Source organism: Actinoalloteichus sp. GBA129-24, from assembly GCF_001941645.1.
Classification (GTDB): Bacteria; Actinomycetota; Actinomycetes; order Mycobacteriales; family Pseudonocardiaceae; genus Actinoalloteichus_A; species Actinoalloteichus_A fjordicus.
The window spans coordinates 3,620,080-3,641,109 of sequence record NZ_CP016077.1 but is presented as its reverse complement, the minus strand read 5'-3'; the positions used below and the strand labels follow the sequence as shown (position 1 = coordinate 3,641,109).

The 21,030-nt window shown below is 65.4% G+C and carries 18 protein-coding genes; 12 read left to right on the top strand and 6 right to left on the bottom strand.

Annotation, left to right across the window (positions count from 1 at the left end; translation table 11 throughout):
- The first annotated feature begins 974 nt into the window (after nt 1–974).
- A complete protein-coding gene (locus UA75_RS16345; protein WP_157434226.1) occupies nt 975–2,120 on the top strand; it encodes a Fic family protein in 1,146 nt (381 codons plus the stop codon).
- 239 nt (nt 2,121–2,359) lie between these two features.
- Here UA75_RS16345 and UA75_RS32915 read toward each other — a convergent pair whose 3' ends face one another.
- From UA75_RS32915 to UA75_RS16325, 4 genes are all read right to left on the bottom strand, one after another.
- The gene (locus tag UA75_RS32915) at nt 2,360–3,202 is read right to left on the bottom strand and encodes a tetratricopeptide repeat protein (protein WP_075740976.1); all 843 of its coding nucleotides are present in this window, start codon (nt 3,200–3,202) and stop codon (nt 2,360–2,362) included.
- Nucleotides 3,203–3,441: 239 nt separating this feature from the next.
- A complete protein-coding gene (locus UA75_RS16335) occupies nt 3,442–3,621 on the bottom strand; it encodes a hypothetical protein (protein ID WP_157434224.1) in 180 nt (59 codons plus the stop codon).
- Nucleotides 3,622–4,251: 630 nt separating this feature from the next.
- Nucleotides 4,252–5,103, bottom strand: coding sequence for a phosphotransferase enzyme family protein (locus tag UA75_RS16330; protein WP_257787622.1), 852 nt, complete (start codon nt 5,101–5,103; stop codon nt 4,252–4,254).
- A 26-nt stretch (nt 5,104–5,129) separates the two neighbouring features.
- Nucleotides 5,130–6,464: a helix-turn-helix domain-containing protein gene (locus UA75_RS16325; RefSeq protein WP_232251068.1), complete on the bottom strand. Its 1,335-nt coding sequence runs from the start codon at nt 6,462–6,464 to the stop codon at nt 5,130–5,132.
- A 492-nt stretch (nt 6,465–6,956) separates the two neighbouring features.
- On the opposite strand from UA75_RS16325, the gene UA75_RS16320 reads away from it, so the two are divergent.
- The 9 genes from UA75_RS16320 to UA75_RS16270 all read left to right on the top strand — a co-directional run bounded on the left by UA75_RS16320 (nt 6,957) and on the right by UA75_RS16270 (nt 15,253).
- Entirely contained in the window at nt 6,957–7,421 is a 465-nt protein-coding gene (locus UA75_RS16320; RefSeq protein WP_157434223.1) for a MarR family transcriptional regulator, read from the top strand.
- A 528-nt stretch (nt 7,422–7,949) separates the two neighbouring features.
- Nucleotides 7,950–8,189, top strand: coding sequence for a hypothetical protein (locus tag UA75_RS16310; protein ID WP_075740971.1), 240 nt, complete (start codon nt 7,950–7,952; stop codon nt 8,187–8,189).
- Nucleotides 8,186–8,695: a hypothetical protein gene (locus UA75_RS16305; RefSeq protein ID WP_157434222.1), complete on the top strand. Its 510-nt coding sequence runs from the start codon at nt 8,186–8,188 to the stop codon at nt 8,693–8,695. The genes UA75_RS16310 and UA75_RS16305 overlap by 4 nt, the downstream gene beginning before the upstream one ends.
- Nucleotides 8,696–8,961: 266 nt before the next feature.
- A complete protein-coding gene (locus UA75_RS16300) occupies nt 8,962–9,480 on the top strand; it encodes a hypothetical protein (RefSeq protein WP_157434221.1) in 519 nt (172 codons plus the stop codon).
- Nucleotides 9,481–9,823: 343 nt separating this feature from the next.
- Nucleotides 9,824–10,393: a hypothetical protein gene (locus UA75_RS16290; RefSeq protein ID WP_157434220.1), complete on the top strand. Its 570-nt coding sequence runs from the start codon at nt 9,824–9,826 to the stop codon at nt 10,391–10,393.
- Entirely contained in the window at nt 10,386–10,898 is a 513-nt protein-coding gene (locus UA75_RS16285) for a hypothetical protein (RefSeq protein ID WP_157434219.1), read from the top strand. The genes UA75_RS16290 and UA75_RS16285 overlap by 8 nt, the downstream gene beginning before the upstream one ends.
- Nucleotides 10,888–11,142, top strand: a complete 255-nt coding sequence (locus tag UA75_RS16280) for a hypothetical protein (RefSeq protein ID WP_075740965.1) — start codon at nt 10,888–10,890, stop codon at nt 11,140–11,142. Before UA75_RS16285 ends, UA75_RS16280 begins: the two co-directional genes overlap by 11 nt.
- Nucleotides 11,143–11,645: 503 nt before the next feature.
- A complete protein-coding gene (locus UA75_RS16275; RefSeq protein ID WP_075740964.1) occupies nt 11,646–13,487 on the top strand; it encodes an ATP-dependent nuclease in 1,842 nt (613 codons plus the stop codon).
- On the top strand, nt 13,484–15,253 hold the full coding sequence (locus UA75_RS16270) for a UvrD-helicase domain-containing protein (RefSeq protein ID WP_075740963.1): 1,770 nt from the start codon (nt 13,484–13,486) through the stop codon (nt 15,251–15,253). Before UA75_RS16275 ends, UA75_RS16270 begins: the two co-directional genes overlap by 4 nt.
- A gap of 753 nt (nt 15,254–16,006) precedes the next feature.
- Here UA75_RS16270 and UA75_RS16265 read toward each other — a convergent pair.
- Nucleotides 16,007–17,047 (bottom strand): tyrosine-type recombinase/integrase, encoded by a 1,041-nt coding sequence (locus UA75_RS16265; RefSeq protein ID WP_075740962.1) that lies wholly within the window; start codon nt 17,045–17,047, stop codon nt 16,007–16,009.
- Nucleotides 17,047–17,238 carry an AbrB/MazE/SpoVT family DNA-binding domain-containing protein gene (locus tag UA75_RS34570; protein ID WP_232237783.1) on the bottom strand — a complete coding sequence of 64 codons (192 nt, stop codon included), beginning with the start codon at nt 17,236–17,238 and terminating at the stop codon, nt 17,047–17,049. The genes UA75_RS16265 and UA75_RS34570 overlap by 1 nt, the downstream gene beginning before the upstream one ends.
- A gap of 699 nt (nt 17,239–17,937) precedes the next feature.
- On the opposite strand from UA75_RS34570, the gene UA75_RS32910 reads away from it, so the two are divergent.
- Both UA75_RS32910 and UA75_RS16255 read left to right on the top strand, forming a co-directional pair.
- Nucleotides 17,938–18,807, top strand: coding sequence for a hypothetical protein (locus UA75_RS32910; protein WP_157434218.1), 870 nt, complete (start codon nt 17,938–17,940; stop codon nt 18,805–18,807).
- A 585-nt stretch (nt 18,808–19,392) separates the two neighbouring features.
- Nucleotides 19,393–21,027, top strand: a complete 1,635-nt coding sequence (locus UA75_RS16255) for a transcriptional regulator (RefSeq protein WP_157434217.1) — start codon at nt 19,393–19,395, stop codon at nt 21,025–21,027.
- Nucleotides 21,028–21,030 lie beyond the last annotated feature (3 nt).

The window sequence follows — 21,030 nt, the reverse complement described above, 5'->3', positions numbered from 1 at the left end:
GGTGAACTCGTCTGCGCTTCGGCTATGCGGGCTCTGCTGACGAACCCGCCTGGTACGGACCCCTTAGCCCGCCCAGTGCATCTGTGTTAGGTCATCTCCTCCGCTGAGAGACGACTGCCATGGCCACGGCATCGTTCACCGGAGCATTCCTACCGAACTGCTCGCAGACCTGCACGGGTAGGCTTCGGCGCACGGCTAGGCCACGTTGCGGGCCCTAGGGATCGCACCACCAAGGAGGCCCAGCCTAGCCCGGGCCGGGAGGGCACCTCCTCTAAAGAGCAGAATCTCGACCTGTTGACAGGCCATATGCTGGCCTAACCTGGGTAAACGATCGGGCGGCAAGCCCCAGCGGAAGAGAGATACGCGGGTGCTCGCCGAATGCCCTCGGCCGTAGGCCAACTCAGCCGCCGCCCTTGATCGCCACGAACAGCTCACCGAAAGTCTCCAGTTCCATGACGAGCATGCCGTCGTCGCGGTTCTTGGTGTCGCGGATGCCGACGAGGCCAGCTGTTCAACCCTGACTGACGGTGAACCATCCCGTGTGAGTCAGAAGCAGAACCGTCGTCAGTGCCGCCTCCCGACCCATGTCAATCCACGCCTGCTGCACGTTGATGTGGTTGCTATCACGTCGCGCCAACCGTGCTGAGGCGGGTGTGCCTGGATCGGAGCAAGAGATTGTAGGAGCCTGAGGGTCGGCCGGAGCAAGCGTGTTGCGATGAAGGGATGACAAGCATCCAGCCGTAATCCGCATCTTGAAACCCGAAAGTTCACTCGAATAGGGGACCTATAGTGTCTGCTGCCTCGACGGCGTATACGTCTGGGCAGGTAGGCGGCTTCGCGGTTCGTTCGCTTCATCGTAGAGCTGGTACGAGAATTCTCCTGGTCCAGTCGGTCCGCGGTCTCGATGGAAGCCTCCGCTGCACTGTGTGAGCTGCGAAGGGGCGTGGATGGGCAGAGTTGTGGATCTTCAATCGATGAAACTTACCGCTGGCGGATTATTGGTGGGTTCCGATAAATATCTCACTCATGGAAACTCAACGATCTTCGGCTTCTGGCCTGTGGCGGGCGGTTCAACTTCCGGCCACGTCGGATGCTCCCGGTTCGGCTACGAGTGGATGTTCGTGCCGACGCCACTGCGCAGCATCGCCCTCGACCTCCAACAGGAGACCCACGCGACACTGGGTGACGCCCAGGAGCAGTTGGCGCGGTTGGACGAGGTTTCTGCGCGACTTTCCACCTCGTCGACCACGACGTCGACCGGGCTGGTCACGACGGTGCAGGCACGGGAGATGCAGAGCTCGTCGGCGTTGCGCGGTGTGTCAGTCTCACTGCGTGATCTCTTGACGCCGGAGAACTCGGGCAGCCGGCAGCGACTGGCACTACCGGTGGAGTTCTCCCGGTATCGCGAGGGTGCTCGTCTCGGGTTCGAGCTGGCCCACTCCGGCGGCGCCATCGACATGGCGTTGATGGCGCGATCTCGCGCCCTTCTCTCCGGAGCATCAGCGGCCGAGGGCCTGCGTCAGGGTGAGCACCTGCTGTCGCGCTCGTCCGATATCGATCGGCGACCTACTTTCGCTGCCAGCGGTGCGGATCTTGCGGGTGCGCTGGCGGCGTGGGACGCCTGGAACTCCTCGGACTGGCGCTTCTCCCGCGTTAGTAAGATCATCTTTGGGCTGTATCAGCTGGAGGTGCTGGCTCCGTTCGAGGGCCGTGGATTCCCGATGCCGGGGTTGTATGTCTCGTGGGCGTTGGTCCGGGAGGGTCTCTTAAGAGATCAGCTTCTGCCGATCGCCGCGTGGAGGGACCGGAATCGAGAGGAGTGCTCCCAACAGTTGGCCCGCGTCATCCGTACCGGGGCGTTTGATCCCTGGGTTGAGTTCGTGGCGGCAGGGCTGATGCAGGAGGCGCGCAACCAGCTCCGAGTCGTGCAGGACCTTGCCGCCGTGCAGCAGGATCTTCGTGACAGAGTCACTGGCACCGGTATGGCGCGTGACGTCGCTGCGGCGCTCATCGGTTCCCCGGTGACCACCCACGCGGACATCTCGGCGCGGCACAAGATCACGGAGAAGGCGGCCACCGAGATCGCACGGAAGCTGATGGCCGCGGGTGTTCTTCGTTAGCTCGATCCGAAGGCTCGTTACGGCGTGGTGTACCTGTGTGACCCGGTCCTGCAGCTCTTGTCCAGCCATGATCCTGTTCCGCCCGCCCGTGACGGCGATTCCTTCATCCTCCCGGTCTCGCCGGCGGCGGGCGGTGAATCAGCGTGAGCAGGAGATCCCGGAAGCCGGTGCGCCGACGGAGGCGGTCGCCATCCGGGGTCCGGCGTCGTGACAGAAAGGACCGACGGGGTCGTCTTCTCTCACCCCTGGTCACGCTCCTCGTCCAGGGGGTTGTCGCCTTGGTTCAGTTCTTCCGCGAGTGATGGGGCCGCGAAGATGTCCAGCAGCGGTCCGGTCGGCGTGCCCCCGACCACGACGGGTCGCTGATCGGAGGCTGGTGCCGCGAGCAGCGCACGCACCTCGTCCGCCGCCGTATCGTCCAGATCGACCAGTTTCGCCAGTGCGCCGCTGAAGGTGCGACGGGCGATCGAGGGTGTACCGAGCTCCAGTTGAACTCGTCCGAGCAGCATCATCGTCTCGGCGTGATCCCTGTCGAGGGCTTGATCCTCAAGATCGGCGTACATCCGTTCGGCGCGGAGGAGATGGAGACGTGCCGAGTCCAGACTGGCGGCTGCGACCAGCGTCGAGCCGATCGCATGCAGGGTTCGCGCGACGGCGGGCAGATCATCGCGGGACTCGTGGGCGGCTAGCGTCTCGGTCCATGCGTCCAATGCCTTGTGCAGCCGCCCCCAGCGCACGTACAGCTCGGCCAGCACTCGGGTCGTCGCGGCTATACCCGGGATGTCGTCGAGCCGACGTCGTGCTGCAAGCGAGCGGACTAGATACGACTCCGCCGTCAGATGATCACCGACGAGGCTGGAGACGTGCGCAGCGCGATCAAGGATGTCGGCGAGGCGGGCTGGTTGGCGCCACTCGATCGCCGCTTCGGTACCCCACAGGGTGAGGCCTGACCACCAGGCCCTGTCGGGGAGCCTCGACGCCGCAGGCCAGACGGCGAAGGCGAGACTCCACGCTAACTCGTATAACCGGTGCTTCACGCCGAGACGGATCAGAAGGACCAGGTGCTCTCTACGGTTGCGCACCCACTCCTGTTCTCGCGCCGACGGTTGAAACTCCGCAGGTTGATGTCGGTCTGCCCCATCCAGGGACATACCAGGCTGTGGGGTGGCGGCCGGAGGCACCGCGTTCAGATGCGATACGGCATGTTCGCAGGCGCGGCGGACCCAACGGATACAGTCGACGTGCCGCGCCCGTTCTGCTGTCGCTGCGGCGTAGTTGAGCTTGTCGGGCGCGATGCCCGCCCAGCCCGGCCGTGTGGGCGTCAGCAGCAGCGTGCGTACAACTCGTCAAGAGCCTGCCTGGTGTCCATCTCGGAGATCGCCGCGACCGCCGCGACCAGGGCGACGTCGACATCGGGCAATGCCAGCACGCTCACCAGCCGGAAGATCTCCTCAGCCTCCGGTGTGAGTTCGCGATAGGCCGAGCCCCACTCGCCGGTCACCGACACTGCACCTCCGCCCTCTGCCCTGCTGCAGCGGTGCCCCGTGCCAGCACCGTCACGGCTCCGTCACCCTCCACCGGCCTTCGCCGAGACTGTGGTGCAGCGATCACTGAGCCGTTGTTGCGTTTCTACGGCATCTGCCAGATTCATCTCCCGGCAGGCGCCGTGCATCCCGATCATGATTGCATCCGACACCAGACGACCGAGAGTTCAAGCCGCAGCAACGCGAGCAGACCCTCAGCACTGCCTCCTCGCCTGCCACCGAATCGACACTGCCCACCTGTATCGATCAACGACACAGCGGTGGCCAGTGTGACGACGGACAGGCACAGCTGACAACAGCCACATCGGGTACCGGATTCGAAGGAGGCCCGCGGATCCTGAGTCCACGCATTCCGGCGCCGTCTGAACCAGGCCGGGGATGTTGACCTGCCTCATCCCTTGGCCGTCGTCGCCAGTCTGGTTCGGTGACAGGCAGCGCTGCTCACCTGCTGGGTACAGCTCACAACTACATACCTTCGCTCCTGGGACGCTTCCAGTTCCTGTCCTGACCAACAGGGTTCTCAGTTTCTGCTGCATCGTGCCCAGATTGGGCGGCACCGTTGAGGAGATGGCGTGCTGGCGGCTGGATCAGGAGAAGGGGTTCCATGCCCACGGTCTGGCGCCGTGTCTTCCGCGGAGGCAGTCGATGCGGTGTCCGGCCTCCGTTCGTGCGGGTGGGTGTTCGTTCGCGTGTTGCGCGGCGTAGCACGTCATGCGGAGTTCGCGAATGTCTCGTAGCAGCTCGAAGGATGTTGAGGTGGTGACGTCGTGGCCGTAGCTTCGGCAGAAGTCTTGATAGTCCCCGATGGTGATCCAGGCGAAGCTGGTGTGCTTGATGGCGGTGCTCACCAGGTCCCACTCAGGCGGTCCGACAGAACAGCGTTCCAAGTCCAGCAACACCACTTGTCCGTCGTCGGTGGACACGACGTTGCCCTTCCATGCATCGCCGTGGAGGACTCGGTGCGGCAGGCCGACCGTCAGCTCGGCGTAGCGCGTGCGCAGGCTGATGAGATGCTGGCGCAACCATGCCTGGTCGTCTGACCTGGTCACTGCGGTGATGCGTTCCTCCAACCGGATGAACGGTGTCAGCGGTGGGAGCGTGAATTCGGTCGGTGTCGGCATCGAATGCAGCAAGCGCAGCGCACCGGCCACCTCGGTGGGTGTGCCGTGCCGATGAGGGGGAAGCTCCTGCCAGAAGGTCACTGCGCGTCCTGCGGCCGGAATCGGCTGGTCGACGTCGGCAACGAGGCGGACTGCGGGAACGCCCTGCTGCTCTGCCCAACGGGCGACCCGAACCTCCTTCACTGCTGCGGTGAACTGTCCTGGCCGAGTCACGCGGACAACGACACGGTGGGGCAGGCGGAAGATCGCGTTCTCTCCGAGACGAATCGGCTCGGCTCCGTGCGGATCGAGTCCTACGCGAGTGCAGGCTTCGGCCATCGCCGCTCGCGGGTCGCTCGTGGGCGTCATGTCGAGGCCGGGAGGATCAGCGTGGTGATGCGCTGCCGGAGCCCGGTGACTTCCGGGACCGTTGGATGCCGTGCCGAGTAACGCCACAGCTCCCGAAGGTCGTCACCGGCCCGCCGCGAGCGGATGGCGGCAGCCCCGTCGAGTGCATCTCTTCCCATCACAGTGGCTTCGGCGGGATCGCCGCACGCCATCGTCAGCGAGGCGAGCTTGATCTGAGAGATCACTCGCGACCGGGCGGCCGCGTCGGTGTGTTCGGCGGCTGCGGTGGCGAGCCGTGTCGTCGCTTCCACCACGGGGCTGCCCTGCACGGCGAGGTCGAACAGGGCATGCCCGGTGTCTCCGAGATGTTGCGCGTGGTCGTAGTAGGACATCCACGGCGGATCGTCGGCTGGCTGACGCTGGGCGAAGGTGGCGTCGGCCTGGCCTACGGCGTTCAACGTGTCTTGCACTCGACTCATCTTCGCCAGCGCGCGGGCTCGCGCGGTGTGCAACATGGCGGACTCAGTGGCGGTCAAGCGATCAGCACGTACCAGCGCGCACTCGGCCAGGGTCAAGCCCTCGTCCGGATGACCGATCCAGACGGCGTGCCGCGCCATCGAGGAGAGGACTTTGGCGCGTAGATGCCAGTCGTTCGCCTCCTCGGCGCATGCGAGGGCGAAGCGAAACGTTCGACGAGCATCGTCGTGGGCGTAGGCGTCGAAGGCCATGAACCCATAGGTGTGCGCCAAATAGCCGACCGCGCTATGTAGCTGATCGCGCACTCGTCCTGAGCAAGTGGCCTCCAGCAAGCCCGCCGACCAGCGCAACTGGGCCAACACGGCTTCCCTGGCAAGCCCGCCGCCGTAGGTATGATCCCATCCGGCGAACACCTTCGCGGCAGTGTGAATCTGCTCGATCTCGAGTCGACCCACCTGCGTGGGGATCGGTGTCGGTTCGCCGCCCTCCAGAAGAGCAGCGACGGGTGCGAGTGCGAGTGCGCCAGCGCCGAAAGCGGCGCTGCGGAGGAACTGTTTGCGGTCCACGTCCGCCAGCTTTACCACCGACCGGCGTCGGTTGCTGAACCCCAGCGTGGAGTCAGTGGGCGCGCCCAAGATGGAACGAAGAGCTTCGCGGTAAACAGCACTCGGCCAACGGATCACGCCGCGTTCAAGCTTTCCGATGTAATTGGCATCGATTTCCGCAGTTACTCCATGGTTCCACAGACGTGTGTTGACTAGTTCGGCGAGCTCTTGCCGCGACAGACACTCGCCAGGGTGGGAAGGCGCCTCGGTGCGTTCGCGAGCTCGACGTAGTTCGTCATTTGCCGTCGGCATCGGGCTGCCCTTCTCCATCAATCGTCTTCAGGAGATCCTGGCATGAGGGGGCTTCAGTCACCAGCTGCAGGGGCCCAGGAGCTTCAATCCTCCCCGATTCCTCCCCTTGCCCTCCCACACTTCGTCTGTGTTGTAGTCGGACGAGTCGGAGCAGCGTGGCGTCTATGTCCAACACTACGACGGACAGCAGCGTGCCGGATTCGTGCCTCTGTCTCCGAACCGTCTGTTCGCCCTCGGCTCAGATCGTCTCGCGATGCGTGCGGCCTAGGACGACTGGGCCGGTCCGATTCGGGCGCGGCTGCACCTCAGGCTCGTCGAGGCGGCCGAGCCCGGCGGCGGTGTGCCGTGCATGGTCGCCGACGCGGTGATCGTCACCGTTCGGTCCGTCCTAGCCGAGCTGCCATGACGGCCCTCTGGGTGGGTCTGGTCCTTGCTGCGCTCGCCGAGATCGGGGTTGCGGCGTGGTGCTTCGTCCGGTGTCGGTTGTTCGATCCAAGAAGGGAGACGACTGTGTCCGAAGGACATCATGAGTTTCCGCCCTGCCCGGATTCGATCGCGTTGTGGGAGGTGTGGTCCGCTGCGGGCAGGCACCTGGAGGAGACGTTGCGGCAGGTGCTTCGTGTCCGTTTCGAGAAGATGTCGTTGAGTGAGTATCGGATCTTGTCGTTGCTGGCGACTGCGTCGGAGCCGTTGAGCGTCGGGTATGTCAGTGAGCGGCTGCTGCTCTCTGCTGCGGTGCACGACCGTGTTCGCAGGATGATGGCGAGCGGTTTCGTTCAGGGTGTTGGTGGTGGCCGCGACAGGATGCTGACGATCACCGTGTGTGGCGTCGATCGACTCGTCGAGGCCCGCAGTGTCCTGGCGGAAGCGGCCGAGGCACACCTCGCTGCGGTGGACGGGCCCGCGCGGCGGTGCCTGATCGCGTTTCTCGAACAGATGAGCCACGCGAGCACGTCGTTGCGTACGGCTTCCTGACTCGTGCTCGGTCGTCAACGTCACCGTCCACTTCACATCCGGGTGGATAGCGGAATCGATGGCAGGGGAGTTCGTCTCACCACCACGAGCAGTGATCTTGCCAGCGGCCGGGCACGGACCGGGCGTTCGGCCGGGGCCGACGAGTTCTCGGCCGGACGCCCATCCATAGCCGAGTGGTGGGAACGGGGCGGGCCACCTGGCGGGCCGCCCACCCCTTCCCACGGAAAGGAGCGACGGTCATCTCGTCGCGTCACTGTCCGTAGCAAGAGTAGCCGGTGTCCTCGGGCGTCTGACGTTCTGGGTTCGACGAGTCGACCGACGGCGGGCGTCCCGCCTGCCACGGATCGCCGAGGAGCCGGTCACCTTCGGGAGGGGGGAACACCCTCGTCATCAGACGGGTGTCCGCCCCGGTGCGGCCCTGCGTGCTGTCGAGCGGGGGCACGTGGTGAGCGTGGTGATCACGGCGGTGCTGCTGGCGGCGGTGCTGCTCGTGCTCGATCTGATCGGCGAACGACAGGCGGCGAGGTCATGACGGCGGCCCACGCCGAGGAGGTGTGGCCCGGGGAGGAACCCCGTCTTCTGCGTGCTGTTGCCGATGAGCGGTCGGTGGTGTGGGCGGGGATGTTCCGTCGGCTGCGGCATACCTGGGATGGTTCCTACCGATCGGTGGGGGTCGCGGTGTGCGGGGCGGTGGTCGTCCGGATCACCACCGAGCTGATCACCTTGAACGACTGTCCTGCCTGTTTCCCGTCGGCGGTGGGCCCATGACCGGAACTACTGGACCGGTGTTCTTCGTGGTGGGTGTGCCGTTGGCTGCGGGCCTGGTGGTGGAGCACCACCGCGTCGCGGGCGAACGTACCGAGCCGACCTCGGCGGTCGTGGCGTTGTGTGGGCTGTCGATGCCTGCGGCCATGCCCACCGCGCAGGTGTCGGAGGAGCGTCCTGTTCTGCTGGATCGGGACTGCTGGACGTGTGTCGCGGTGTCCGAGGGAAGGACGCTGCCACCACCGCGTCAGCTGGAGGTTGAGGCGGTGTGGCTCGTGCAACTCAGAGCAGATCGGGCTCCTGTGTCGCGTCGGGTGGTGCATGTGTGTCCCATCCCGGCAGCCACGTCGCCTCTGCTGCGGGCGAGGTGCGGAACGCCGATTCCCGTGTCCGATATCGACATCGTCGGTGTCGGTACGGGAATGCCGTGCGGGCCGTGCCTGGGGGCGTCGCTGTTACCGAGAACCGAGCATCGACCACCCGTGCTGTCGGCAGCGCCCACCTGCTGACAGCACGCTGCCCGGCCCGAGCTTTCCCCGATGCGGTGCTCCCGCCCGCACGCTCGGGCCGCAGGGGGCGCGGGCGGGCCTGGTGACCCGGAGGCCCGCTCGCGCCGCTCTGCCTCGGAGGAAAACCTGCGCCCGAGCGATGGAACATGCCGACGCTCCGGCGGCGGGAGTCCGAGCGTCGTGACTGTGCCGCCCCTGAACAGCTCGGCCATGGCGCTTCCTCTCGCCGCTTCCGGGCGACTCCGTTACGAACCTCAGGAGAACTGTTGACGAGTCAGATGTCGAAGAACGGGCCGGTGGACTGGAAACCGGTGTTGGTGTTGAGGCGAGTGCATCAACTCGTCGGCGGGCTGCGCTGGGCGCGGGTCGACGGTGCCGGGTTGTTGCGTGTCCGAGGAATCAGCCTCAGGGAGCTGGAGGTGCTGAGCCTCCTCGACCGCTCACACCAGACCCGCTTGTGGTCGGTGGCCGAGCACCTGGGCCGCTCACCATGGTCGGTGGTCCTGGTCGTGCTCCGGCTCTGGACGGCGAGCCACGTCAGCCTCGGGCTGGTCAGTGAACCGCGCGACGAACGTGCCCTGCTGGCCCGTGTCACCGCTCGCCTGACGGGTCGCGGCGCAGACCTGCTCGACCGCACCGCCGAGACTTACCTCTTCACGCTCTCCGGGATGTGCCACTTCGACGTCCACGGCACGGACACGCCCCGCGTCACCCTCGAGGGCACGACCTCCGACGCAGGCCTCACCCCGATCCCGCCCCTCACCTCCCCGGCTGCACAGGGATGAGCGCGTCGACGAGCACACCGCTGACGGTGCTGTCCGGGAAGACGGACCGGGCGGTGTCGGGACGCCGTTCCCTTGATCGGAAGTCCAGGTCGACGCGGAGCCCAGCAGGTTCGGTTCTGGTGGCGAGTGTCGTGGTGGCGCACGGCAACGCTCGGACACTCACCGAGTCTTGGGAGTGTCGGGACTTCGGCGACGGCGCCGAGCCGGCCATTGTCGACGGCTGCTCGACCTTTCGCGCGCCGCATGTCCTGGCCGGGACACGCAGCTCGTCAACACTCGTTGGTCACGAGCTGCTCCCAGGGGGAACGACGCTCTTCAGCGGGTTTGCTGCCGAGGTGTCCCGGTGAGTGGAGTCTTCGGTGTTGCCGCCGCGTTGCGTGCCACCACCTCGTCATTGCCCCGGGCAGTGATCGTCCGGCTGGACGAGGAACTGGGCGCGATCCTCGCCATGCTGGCCGAACTGCTGCGAACGAGCCGCCACGAACACGTCGTCGACGAGATACACGGCCTGCGCGAGCACCTCTGCGCCTCGTTGACCGCAGGCATCAGTGAGGTCGAGGCACTGATCTTGGCCAAGGCCGACGCGCTGGCCGACGAGCACGGACCGATCCCGTCGGCGACGACGACCGCGCCAACGCCGGTGGAGGGGTCGTCGGGTCGTAAGGTCGACGAGCTGCGGGGCATGCCGCCGCCCCGGGTCTCCGGCAAGGAGACGAACCACTATCTACAGGAGATCACCCGCCGCGGCTGGGTGGCTGAGAAGGGTGGCGGCGGCCACGTGAAGGTCTGGGGTCCTCATGGAGAAGCACACGTGTTCTCCTCCACCCCGAGCACTCAGGGCAGCGTGCGCAGGCTGCGGCGCCTGCTGGAACAGATCGACCACCAACGGAAGGACACCTCTGACGATGAATGACGCCCCCCAGACCCCGGTGACGACCCCCGACGCCAATGGCCACGATGCCGGCCAGGACGAGTGGCTCGTGGTCTCCACACATCCCGCCTCCGCAGCCGACGGCCACGACTTCGCGAACCTGGTGACCGCCGCCTACGGCGAGGAACCCAGCCCGCCGCCCGCCCTGCCGGACTCGACGTACTTCGTGCGCTTCACCTGCACCTTCCTCACCGAAGACGACCAGGTGTTCCGCGATTTCCTCGACGCCCTGGGCGACGCCTGGATCGACCACAGCGGCCTCGACCCCCACTTCGCCCACGGCACCGTGTCCGCCCGCCGCGTGATGTTCCACAAGGCGGTCGAAGGCGAAACCTCCGCGACCGAGGCCATCCGAGTGGTGCAGGACGGCGTCGACCGCGCACTCGCGACACTCAGCGAACACCCCGTGCGCCGCCGCGCGGCGTTCACCGCCACCGTGATCCCCGCCGCCGAGACCGGAAAGGGCTACGACCACGGTGACCTCTGACATCGGCGACGTGATCAGCCAACTCCAGACACTCAAGGAATCCCTGCCCACCACCTCCGCCGAGGAATACAGCGCAGGACTCGACGCCGTACACGCCCAAGCACAGGCAGCACTGAGCACCTCCCGGGACGAGGCCACGGTCCTGGCCAGGATCCAGCACACCCGCGACGAAGGCGTGGCGGAGATCCACACCACCCTCACCACCATCGACCAACTCATCGGCAACGTCATCACCTCCCTGTGAGGACCACTACCGACGACACAGCCGTGAACCGCATGACGGAGGGTTAGTGCTTTCACGGTGCTGCATGGCCTAGCCGCAAGTTTATGGCCGCGAAGCCGTCTGGTTTCGACAGAAGATTGTGAGTGCTCGGTTGGCAGCGCGATTGATGCGGAGACGGAACACCCACCAAATGGGGTGCCGCGCCGCCACTTGCGAGCGTGTGCTCAGGGACGACAGGTCCTCAGAAGAGTGCTGTATTGCTACCCCGGCACCGTCGGGGAGCGGTGGCCGGCGATGAGCGGTATTGCCGTGCATCGGACACAGCCGAGGATCCGCCGGGGCGCGGGCGGCTGATCCGTTCCTGGCCGAGAGCATCGTCCTGTCGAGTGCACTGCCCAGCGCAGGGGGCGGTAGCACCGCCGAGCCGCTTCTGCTCGCCCCGTTGTCTGAGCCGTTCGGCCCTGTAACGCCGTGCACTCGGCCGAAGATGATCCCAACATTGATCGTCTCGTCGCGAGGTCGCCATGTTCATTTCCGAAGTGCGGTTGACGAACTTCCGGGCGTGCCGCGAGGTGACGGTGCCGCTGCGGCCGGACGTCACGCTGCTGGCCGGTGAGAACAACAGCGGGAAGACCAGTGTCATCGACGCCGTTCGGCTGTTGACCGGGTCGGTGCACGGCCGGGTGCCCACACCGGACCGGCAGGATCTCTGCGGTGCCGCCGCCTCGGGCGAGGCGCTGCGGGTGGAGGCTGATCTGAAGGACATCGCCCCGACCATGGCCGGTGCTTACCTCGAAGGGCTGCTGCCCGCCGACGCTCCCGGTGGTTCCCGCAGCGCCCGGTGGGGCCTGACCTTCCGGCCGCCCGAGGATGATCGAGGTCGGGGTGCGACGACCTGGTCGGTCGGTCGGGATCACTTGGCTGCGGGAGAACCGGCACTGCGTCACGGGGTTCGCCACGTCTACCTACCTCCCTTGCGGGACGCGGTGCGGGAGCTGGGCAGCGGCAGCGGCGACCGGATCCGTCTGATGCTGGCCACGCTGCTGGGCAGCCGGGAGGCCGTCAAGGCGTTCGTCGACCACGCCGAGGCCAGGCTGGGGGAACTCACCGAGGAACCGGTGATCACCAACCTGCTGACGAAGATCAACGATCCGCTGCGGACGGTCACGGCCGGAGCGCATCCTCAGCAGGCCGCCGCTCGATTTGCCGAGCCCACCCTGGCGTCGCTGGCCAGGGCCGTCCACCTGCATCTGGGCGACACCGACGGCGCTCCCGCACCGCTGGGGTCCTCAGGTCTGGGCTATGCCAACGCCCTGTTCATCGCGACCGTGCTGGCCGAGCTCAGCACCGCCGGGCAGGCCGACCTGACCGTGCTGCTCGTCGAGGAACCGGAGTCCCACCTGCACCCGCAGCTGCAGACCCTGCTCATGCGTCATCTGCGCCGCCGCGCAGAGGACTCCCGTCGGGCGCCGCATGTCGATCCCGCCGAACCGGCAGGGCACATTCAGGTCCTGGTGACCACGCACTCACCGGTGCTCGCAGCGGCGGCTAGCGTGCGGGACCTGATCGTGTGCACCCGCCACCGCAGTCACGGCCCACAGTGGGAGAGCAAGGTCGTCGCCTTGGCCGACCTCGGGATGAGCGGGCGGGAGACACGCGAGCTGGACCGCTATCTGGACATCACCAAGAGCACGCTGCTGTTCGCGCCCCGAGCAGTGCTGGTCGAAGGATTGTCTGAGGCGCTGCTGCTACCGATCTTCGCCGAACTGCTGCTGCACACCGACGACCCCGAGGACCTCCCCGCGTCACAGGAGGCGGTGGAACGCTTCCACGGCGCTACCCTGGCCATCGTGGGCGGTGTCGCCTTCACACCGTATGTCACGGTCCTGCTGAAACCTGGGAGTGGGCAGGCCTCCGTTGCACAACGGGTGGCAGTGATCACCGATGCCGATGACTTCGCAGGGCGGCGGGCCGCCTCTCGGGTCGAGGAGATCCCCGCTCTGGTGTCAGGGTGGGGCGCCGCGGACCGGCTATTCATGGCCATCGGGCATCCCACCTTCGAATACATGCTCTGGAGTCAGGAGAACATCGGCTTTTTGGAGAAGGCTTTCCTCGCCTCCTGCTCGTCGAATCCTGCCGATCGGTGGAAGGCGGTCGTGGACGACGCGGATCCGGCGCAGGCATTCCTTGATCAGTTCGTGAAGAAGAAGAAGCGGCTGACCGAGGTGGTCGGTGCACCGGTGTCCAAACCGGCGTTCGCGCACGCCTTAGCCGACGAACTCTCGCCCGGATGCGGGTTCACCGTCCCTGACTACCTCGCCGAGGCGATCCGTTTCATCACTGACAATCCGGACACGGCGTCGTGACCGAACTGACCGACGAGCAACGCGACGCCGTCACAGCACCCGCCCCATTCACGCTGTATGCCTGTCCCGGAGCGGGCAAGACGCACGTCATCCAGGCCCGGCACCTCGCCGATCCGCCTGCCCTGCTGCGGGGCGGCCGGGCACTACTGTCGTTCACCCAGGTCGCGTCCGAGGAGATCCGCAGCCGCTGCGTCACCGCAGGCCGCCCCGACATGGTGAACCATCCGCACTTCGTCGGCACCCTCGACGGGTTCCTCTGGCAGTTTCTCGTCCGCCCGTATCTGCCGTCGGGAACGGAATGGCGCCGCCTGGACTCCTGGGCACGGCTGCCGGCCGCCAAGACCTCGATCCGCATCGGGTCGGATGTGATCGACCTGAACGAGGTCCCCTTCACCCTCGACCACCACGGCCGAGAGACGATCCGCTTCGACATCGCCGCCACGTCGGTGATCCAGAAGATCGGAGACGACGCCGACGTCAGGCGGGAATGGCAACGTCGTGCCCTCCGGGTGCGCAACGGTCTGCGTGGTCAGGGCTACCTCACCGGACATGACGTCCGCCAGCTGGCCCGACGCTACTTGCAGACGCGACCCGATGACGTCCTGCCCCCGGTCCGGTCCCGCTTTCGGGAGGTCGTCGTCGACGAGGCACAGGACTGCTCCCGCACCGATCTGTTCCTCCTTGACGCCCTCCACGGCGCTGGTGTCCCGCTGATCCTGGTCGCCGACCCCGACCAGGCGATCTATGCATGGCGTGACGCCGACCCGACCAGCCTGCAACAGCTGTCGGCCAAGCTGGGCCCGCCGATGCGTCTCACCCGCAATCACCGGTCCAGCCCCGTCATCTGCTCCCTCGCCGCCACCTTGCGCAGCGGCGGCCGCCCCGCCGACACGGCCGCAGGCCCGCACGCCGCCGAGGGCACCCCCGTCGTCATCCTGCCGACGACCTTCTCCACGTCAAGACGGGGGTTGGGACAGGACCAGCCGCAGCACACCACCTCGGAACGGCCCATAACGGAGGTGTTCACCGAACTGGCAGCGCAGGAGTCCATCGCCCCGGCTGACTGCGTGATCACCGCAGAGCGCCGAGCCGATCTTCCCGGAGGCAGTTCCCGCTCCTGGACCAGTGAGAACCCGGCCACCCTTCTCGCCCGCGCGTGGCGTACTGTCCGCGCCCCCCACGCCTCGGCCGCGGCCCTGCAGGAGGCCGCCCGCGCGGCGGCCTATCGGCTGACCGCGTACTGGTACCCCACGACCAAAGACAGTCTTGAGACGATCAGCACACGTCACCGGCTGCCCCTGCGCACCGCCTTGCGTCACGGCTACGCGCTGCTGCACCACTTGCCCGCGCCGACCTCGACCTGGACGGCACAGGTCAACACCGCAGTCCAGGCTTGGCCTGCGCCCGCCGACGCCACCCCGAACTCTCGCACAGGCCTGCTGAGAGGGGAACCCACCGTCCCCCGACCGTCACCGGCGGGCCTCGGCACACTCGGGGTTCGCATCGACAACGTCCACCAGCTCAAAGGCAGCGAAGCCGACGCCGTCCTGCTCCTGCTTCCGTCGAACGACGCCGTGCGACGGTGGCGGCACGGCGATGCCGCCCACGACGGGACCCTGCGCAACTGGTATGTCGCCGTCACTCGAGCCCGCAGACTGCTCGGCGTGGCCGTACCCGACGTCCTCACCCACGACCTGCAGGTTCTGTTGAGCGCAGCGGGAACGCCGCATCGCGTTCACCTCGGCGAGCCCGTAGGCCTGTGGTGACCTGGCCCTTACCAGCGGGCCTCCAACGACGACCCGCTGGTAGGGGAGGAACGACCACGCTCCTTACGGTGACGAGTGGTGGAGGCGAGCCGTTGTCACACGGTCTGAGAAACATCGCCGCCACATCTGCTCCGCGCTTCGTTCACACCGAAGAGTTCACGGGTTCGGTGAGGATGGTGTCGGCATCGGTCCTGGGCAACCAAGGTCAGTGATCTTCGTCGGCGGGCCGTCGAGCGGCTGGCGGGATTTGGGGAGTGCGCTCCCTGCGTGCCCCGGTCTGATCACGTGCTGGAAGGGTCTCTTGCCACTTCTCCGCCCCAACCCGCATCGGATACCGGGGGCAGGAGTGAACACGGGATCGTTGCCCGTTCGTGACCTGGCGTGCGTCGCTGGTGCGACCCCATATCGCGTCCGTCAAGCGGATCCTCCCAAAACCAGTTGCAAGCCGCCGAGCGGACCACAGTGGACGGACCGGGAAGATCGACATCAGAATGCAGAAAGCCCCGCTGACCTGGGCTTTCGCCTAGTTCAGCGGGGCTTCACGACCGTCGGAACGGCAGGATTTGAACCTGCGTCTCTTTGACCCCAGTCTGGGGTCAAAGAGACGCAGATCAGTGCCCTAGTGAGGTCTCCCGACAACTGTTCGCCGACGACGCTTGAGTCGCTCTCGTCCATGGTTGTTGCTTCAGTGTTGACAGAAAGAAATCCGCCAAGTGCCGGGCTTCCTGGTTGGCATTGATGTCGTTGTGGTGGTCATCGGCTGAGTGGGTGTGGTTCGTCGGTGAGGGCTGCAAGTGCGGTGGCGGTGTCGTGGGTGTCGGCGCGGACGTAGGTGGCGGTGGTTCCGGCGTCGCCGTTGGTGGTGGTGTGTCCGGCGTAGGCGCGGGCGGTGGCGTAGCCGAAGTTGCGTTCGACCCAGGTCAACGTGGTGTGGCGCAGCCAATGCGTCGAGATCTGTTGGGTGGCCACCCAAGACAGGTGTCGGCCAAGGCGGGTCCAGAGGTGGTCGTAGCGGCGGGTGGTGATGGGGCGGCCGTCGGCATAGCGCAGCAGCTGCTTCGCGGCTGGTGCGTGTCGGTCGTGGGTGTGTTGCTGGAGGTGTTCCATGAGGGTGGGGGAGACGGGTTGCCAGCGGGTCGTCTCGCCCTTCTCTCGCAGGAAGATGAGGCACTGGGTTGGGTCGAGGTCTTGGGGTCGTAGCGCGAGGGCGCCGCCCCTGCGGCAGGCGGTCTCGATGTGCAGCCGCAGGAGCAAGGTATCCAGAGCCGGATCGTTACCGGTGGTCGCGGCGACGTGGTTGATCTCAGCGAGTCGAGTGTCGGCGACCGCACGGCGGGTGGTGGGCAGGCGCCGTGGTTTGGGGACTTTGAGGGCGGGGTTGTCGGCTCGGGTGATCAGGCCGTCGTCTTCGGCATGTCGGTAGACACATCGCAGGGCGGCGATCAGATGTTCCCCGGCGCCTCGACCGCCTCGGGCGTTGCGGCGGGGGACGACATCGGCTCTGATGCGCACCACGAGCTGTTTGATCTCCGACGGGGTCGGCTCGTCCAACCGACGGTTGCCCCAGTGATGCAGGATTCGGTTCCAGTAGGAGCCGTAGACCCGCCGGGTGCCGTCGGTGACGGCGGCCGAGACGAGGGGGATGTACTCGGCGAACGTCGGTGACACCGACCGATTCGCCGGTGTCGCCATCAGGTCTTCCGGCGACAGCCCGAGGCGAGCCAGCAACAGCCGGGCGGCATCCACCTCAGCCGACGAGGCCGTGTTCGAGGAAGGCGAAGCGGAGACGGTCATCAGAGATCACCGCCGGACAACGCGGCGTGACGGGCGGCCAGCAGATCGTCCAAGACCGCCGGCGGGTGCACGACGAGTTGGTTTCTGCCGGGGTCGGCAGTCAACAGGACTCGATCGCCCGCGACCAGCCCCACCCGGTGCCGGATCGACGCCGGAACCCGAAGATGCCCTTGAACAGTGATCATCGACACGCCAGAAGCGGAGTGGTCGATCACTATCAGCCCGTCGCGGGCACACAGATCAATCCGCGTACCCGGCACCCAACCCAACGCCCGTAGGACAGAGCGGTCGGCAACACGACCCCGACTATCCACCGCAGCCATCCCGTACACCACGGTGCTACTACGCCGTACCGGAACAACCGGCAACGGAAACGCACGACGAACGCCCGACACGGCAGAACGAGAATCACAAGAAAGGGCACTCAACCCCGGAGACCCGAGATTCACCGGGCCGATCACAGCCCCACTCATGACGAACACCCCCGCCGAAAACGACGAGGGTGCGCCTCACAGACCACAACACAGTGCCCGAACACACTCAAACACTGAACACAAAACCTGGGCATAGCTGCCACAGAACTGTGTCCGAGGGGGGACTTGCGCACTAACCACACGGCTGTCTTTGGCCAGTTAGTCGGTGGTCCAGGGCGTTGCTGCCTCTACCTGGGTGGAGAGGCAGCTGTTTCTCCACGCGACTAGAGCGACGGACGACCGATGCCGGGTGACCACATGGAGTCATACGATCACTGTCTGCTACAGTCGGGTTAACTTGAGGCGAGTTTTATGGGGGTTTAAGTGGCTAAGAGATACTACAAAGCGGGTGTTCGGGAAGCGCTATTCATGCTAAGTCGTGGGCGATGCTACTTTCCTCAGTGCTCGAATCGAGTTATGAGCATCGTAGATAAAGAGCCTAGTATAAGTGTTCAAATTGCGCATATTAACGGCTTGAATCCGGGTAGTGCCAGATATGATCCGCTGCTGACGGTTCCTCAAAGAAATAGTTTCGGAAATCTCATTCTCCTGTGCTCGTCGCATCACGGCCCAGTGGATGACAAATCCAAGGAGCAAAAATATCCGAAAGCGCTCTTGATTGAATGGAAGCGTGCGCGTGAGGGGGACTACTCTACGCAACTGGCGGGTCTCGACGTGCTCGGAAAGCGCGACCTTGAGGAGATATTGGGAGGCGTCGTCGTAGAGGCAAAGGAGGATATTGCTAATTCCATCAATGAACTGGCAAAGATTAGTCAAAGTGCTGCGGAAAGTTTGAGAGAACTAGTTCGCGAAAGCTTCGAACGCCCGTACCTGGATTACGACGCAGTAGGTATCCTCGCTGAGTCTGCTTCCTACTTGCGGCATCTTCCCGACTCGGCTGAAATGCTTCTGGCTTCAGCGGGGGAACTTCGAAAGCTTGAGGATAATGTGGGCTCCTTGAATATGGCAGTTGAGAACTTCATGGAGATGCAACCATTCATCAAAGTCCTGAAAAATGCTTCCGAAGAAATGGCTGAATCTTCCTATGTTGCTGATCGAGTTCGGGAGGCAAGGGAGGAGTTAGAGGGGACTAGTGTAAAATTGACGTCCCTGGCTAGTGAAACGAGAGAATCTGTTGCCCTCATGGAGAGGAGCGGCGGGCCGATAATTCACCAGTACGATAATGGAAAGAATTGGAAGTATTTCAAGGCTGGTGTAATTGTGGGTGCCATAATTGTGGGCATCCTGGTGTATTTTGCAATGCGGGCGTTCGATGGTTCCCCGTGATGGATAAAGCGAGGGTTGACGTCAATTCATCTCTTGGAGATGAATCGAATGGGACGGATACGACATTTTCCTTCGAGCTGTCCTGCGTGTCCCGAGGCGTCGTTTGTAGCCGTGAGTGTGGCTGGTTGCTGATGGGACATGGCAACTCGGAGGCGGCTTAGTGGTGCTGATTGCCTGTAGGAAACATCTCCACCACTGGCACGCAGTCGCACTCCACGCCGCCCCGACATCGGCTGGTCAGCCAGGCGACGCAGCGTGCTCGTTGGGCGGCGGGGTTGTCCGGCGGGAGCAGTGGTGCCCACGGGTCGGAGGATCGATCGTCCGGGGTCTTCGCCATCGCGTCGGGCCTCCCGTCGAGTCGGGAGAACGCGGCCGGGGCGGGGTGTCGGTGTATGGCTGCCCGGCCGCGTTCCCGGTGCCCGACGGCTTGAGGCGGGCGCGAATGCCCTCCGTCGGTCACCTGTCCGACCAGCTCCTTTACAGCCCTGTCAGACTGAAATCATCATCACGTCAGCTCATGGTCAGCGGAATGACCTGAGTCGGACTTGATGACGACATCTACGGACCTACGGGGTGGGGTGGCTCGTGAGCGTGTACCGGACAGTGCTGGAGCAGAAGATCAAGGAGCGGCGGCAGTCCGTCGAAGAGTTCGCGGAGTTCGTCGAGACCTTCGCGCGTGAACACGGCGAGCCGGGCACGCTCAGTACACGGCACCTGCAACGGCTGCTCTCCGGGCACCGCGCGGATGGGGAGCCGCTCGGTCGGGTTCGCACGGTCACCGCACGCCTTCTCGAACGCATCTTCGGTCTTGACATCGATGTCCTGCTGTCCCCACCACGGGACACCCTCGGGACGGCCGACATCGTGGGTGGGACGGCGTTGCCGAGGACCGTTCACGTCCCCGAGACCGTGATGACTCGCTCCCACCCCGGTGATTTCGGGACCATCCCTGTGGATTTGTCCGCCGCGTTCGACTGGCTCGACACTCAATCCCGATGGACTCCGCAGACCACACAGGACCGGGTCACCGAGAGGCTGGCCGAACCGGGCGTGCGAACCGCGATCGCGGGGCGACTTCCCGCGCGAGTGGGACGTGGCGCACTGGCGGAGGCGATGGCGGCCTACTACGACCGGGCCGTTCCGGGGCACGGCTTCTATCGGACTCGGATTGACGGCCATGGAATCGACACAACCGTGTTCACCCGTCCGTCCTGGCTCGATCTGCGGTGCCCGCTCACACCGACCACGGACCTGCTTCGGCTGGATGCCGTGATGCCGGGGGCGCCCCGTGAACACGACGTGCCGCACTACGCCGTCGATCGGTTGGCCGAGGCCGTCATGGCGGGAGTCCGTGTCTCTGACCGCCCGGTGTATCGGCTGTTGTCCGTCGACGTTGAGCCCGCGCACATCGGCGGCTCGGTGGGGCTCGCCTCGTTCGTTGAATACGCCCTCACTCTGGACCTGTTGGAATCCGAGCTGTCCGACGCCGTCAGTCGCGGCGCGACGCCGTGTCATGGCAGCCAGCCGTTGCGGGACCGGTATCTTCCCTCGCTCGCCGGCATGCTTGACCTCGGTTCGCGGCTTTGCGTCGGCGGGGCCTTGGCGTTGTGTGCGATCGCGCGACCGGCCGATGCGTTTCGGGGACCCGCCGATTACGTGCTTCTCATTCAAGAACGCTCGACACAGGTGGTGAACGCCGCGCGTCGGCTGGCCGTCATCCCGAAGGGATTCCATCAGCCCTTGCGAGACTACCGGGCGGACACCCGCATCGGGGCGACGCTGCGTCGCGAGCTAGAGGAGGAACTGTTCGGGCACTCCGAGGTGGACAGTACCGAGGACGGCAATCGAGTAGCGAATCCGATGCACCCGAGCCGGCTGTCCGCGCCGATGCGCTGGCTGTCCGAGGAACCGGGACGGCTTCGGATGGAGTGCACGGGATTCGGCCTGAACACCGTCAGTGGGAACTATGAGTTCGCCAGCCTGCTTGTGATCGACGATGAGCGGTTCTGGACGCGCTTCGGTGGTGACATCGAGGCGAACTGGGAATCACGCAGCCTGCGGCAGTATTCCAGCCTGGATCGTGAACTGGTGGCCGTTCTCGCTGCTGACGAGTCGTGGAGCAACGAAGGACTCTTCGCGTTTGCCCAAGGGTTGCGACGGCTGCGGGAGATCGGCGGTGAGCGCGTCGATCTCCCGCAGATTGATGTCCTACCGGTGTGAGGA

Coding starts and splice junctions, on each gene's coding strand:
- UA75_RS16345 (WP_157434226.1), top strand. CDS start 975: ATGAAACTTACCGCTGGCGGATTATTGGTGGGTTCCGATAAATATCTC.
- UA75_RS16330 (WP_257787622.1), bottom strand. CDS start 5,103: ATGGCCGAAGCCTGCACTCGCGTAGGACTCGATCCGCACGGAGCCGAG.
- UA75_RS16325 (WP_232251068.1), bottom strand. CDS start 6,464: ATGGAGAAGGGCAGCCCGATGCCGACGGCAAATGACGAACTACGTCGA.
- UA75_RS16310 (WP_075740971.1), top strand. CDS start 7,950: ATGACGGCGGCCCACGCCGAGGAGGTGTGGCCCGGGGAGGAACCCCGT.
- UA75_RS16305 (WP_157434222.1), top strand. CDS start 8,186: ATGACCGGAACTACTGGACCGGTGTTCTTCGTGGTGGGTGTGCCGTTG.
- UA75_RS16285 (WP_157434219.1), top strand. CDS start 10,386: ATGAATGACGCCCCCCAGACCCCGGTGACGACCCCCGACGCCAATGGC.
- UA75_RS16275 (WP_075740964.1), top strand. CDS start 11,646: ATGTTCATTTCCGAAGTGCGGTTGACGAACTTCCGGGCGTGCCGCGAG.
- UA75_RS16265 (WP_075740962.1), bottom strand. CDS start 17,047: ATGACCGTCTCCGCTTCGCCTTCCTCGAACACGGCCTCGTCGGCTGAG.
- UA75_RS32910 (WP_157434218.1), top strand. CDS start 17,938: ATGAGCATCGTAGATAAAGAGCCTAGTATAAGTGTTCAAATTGCGCAT.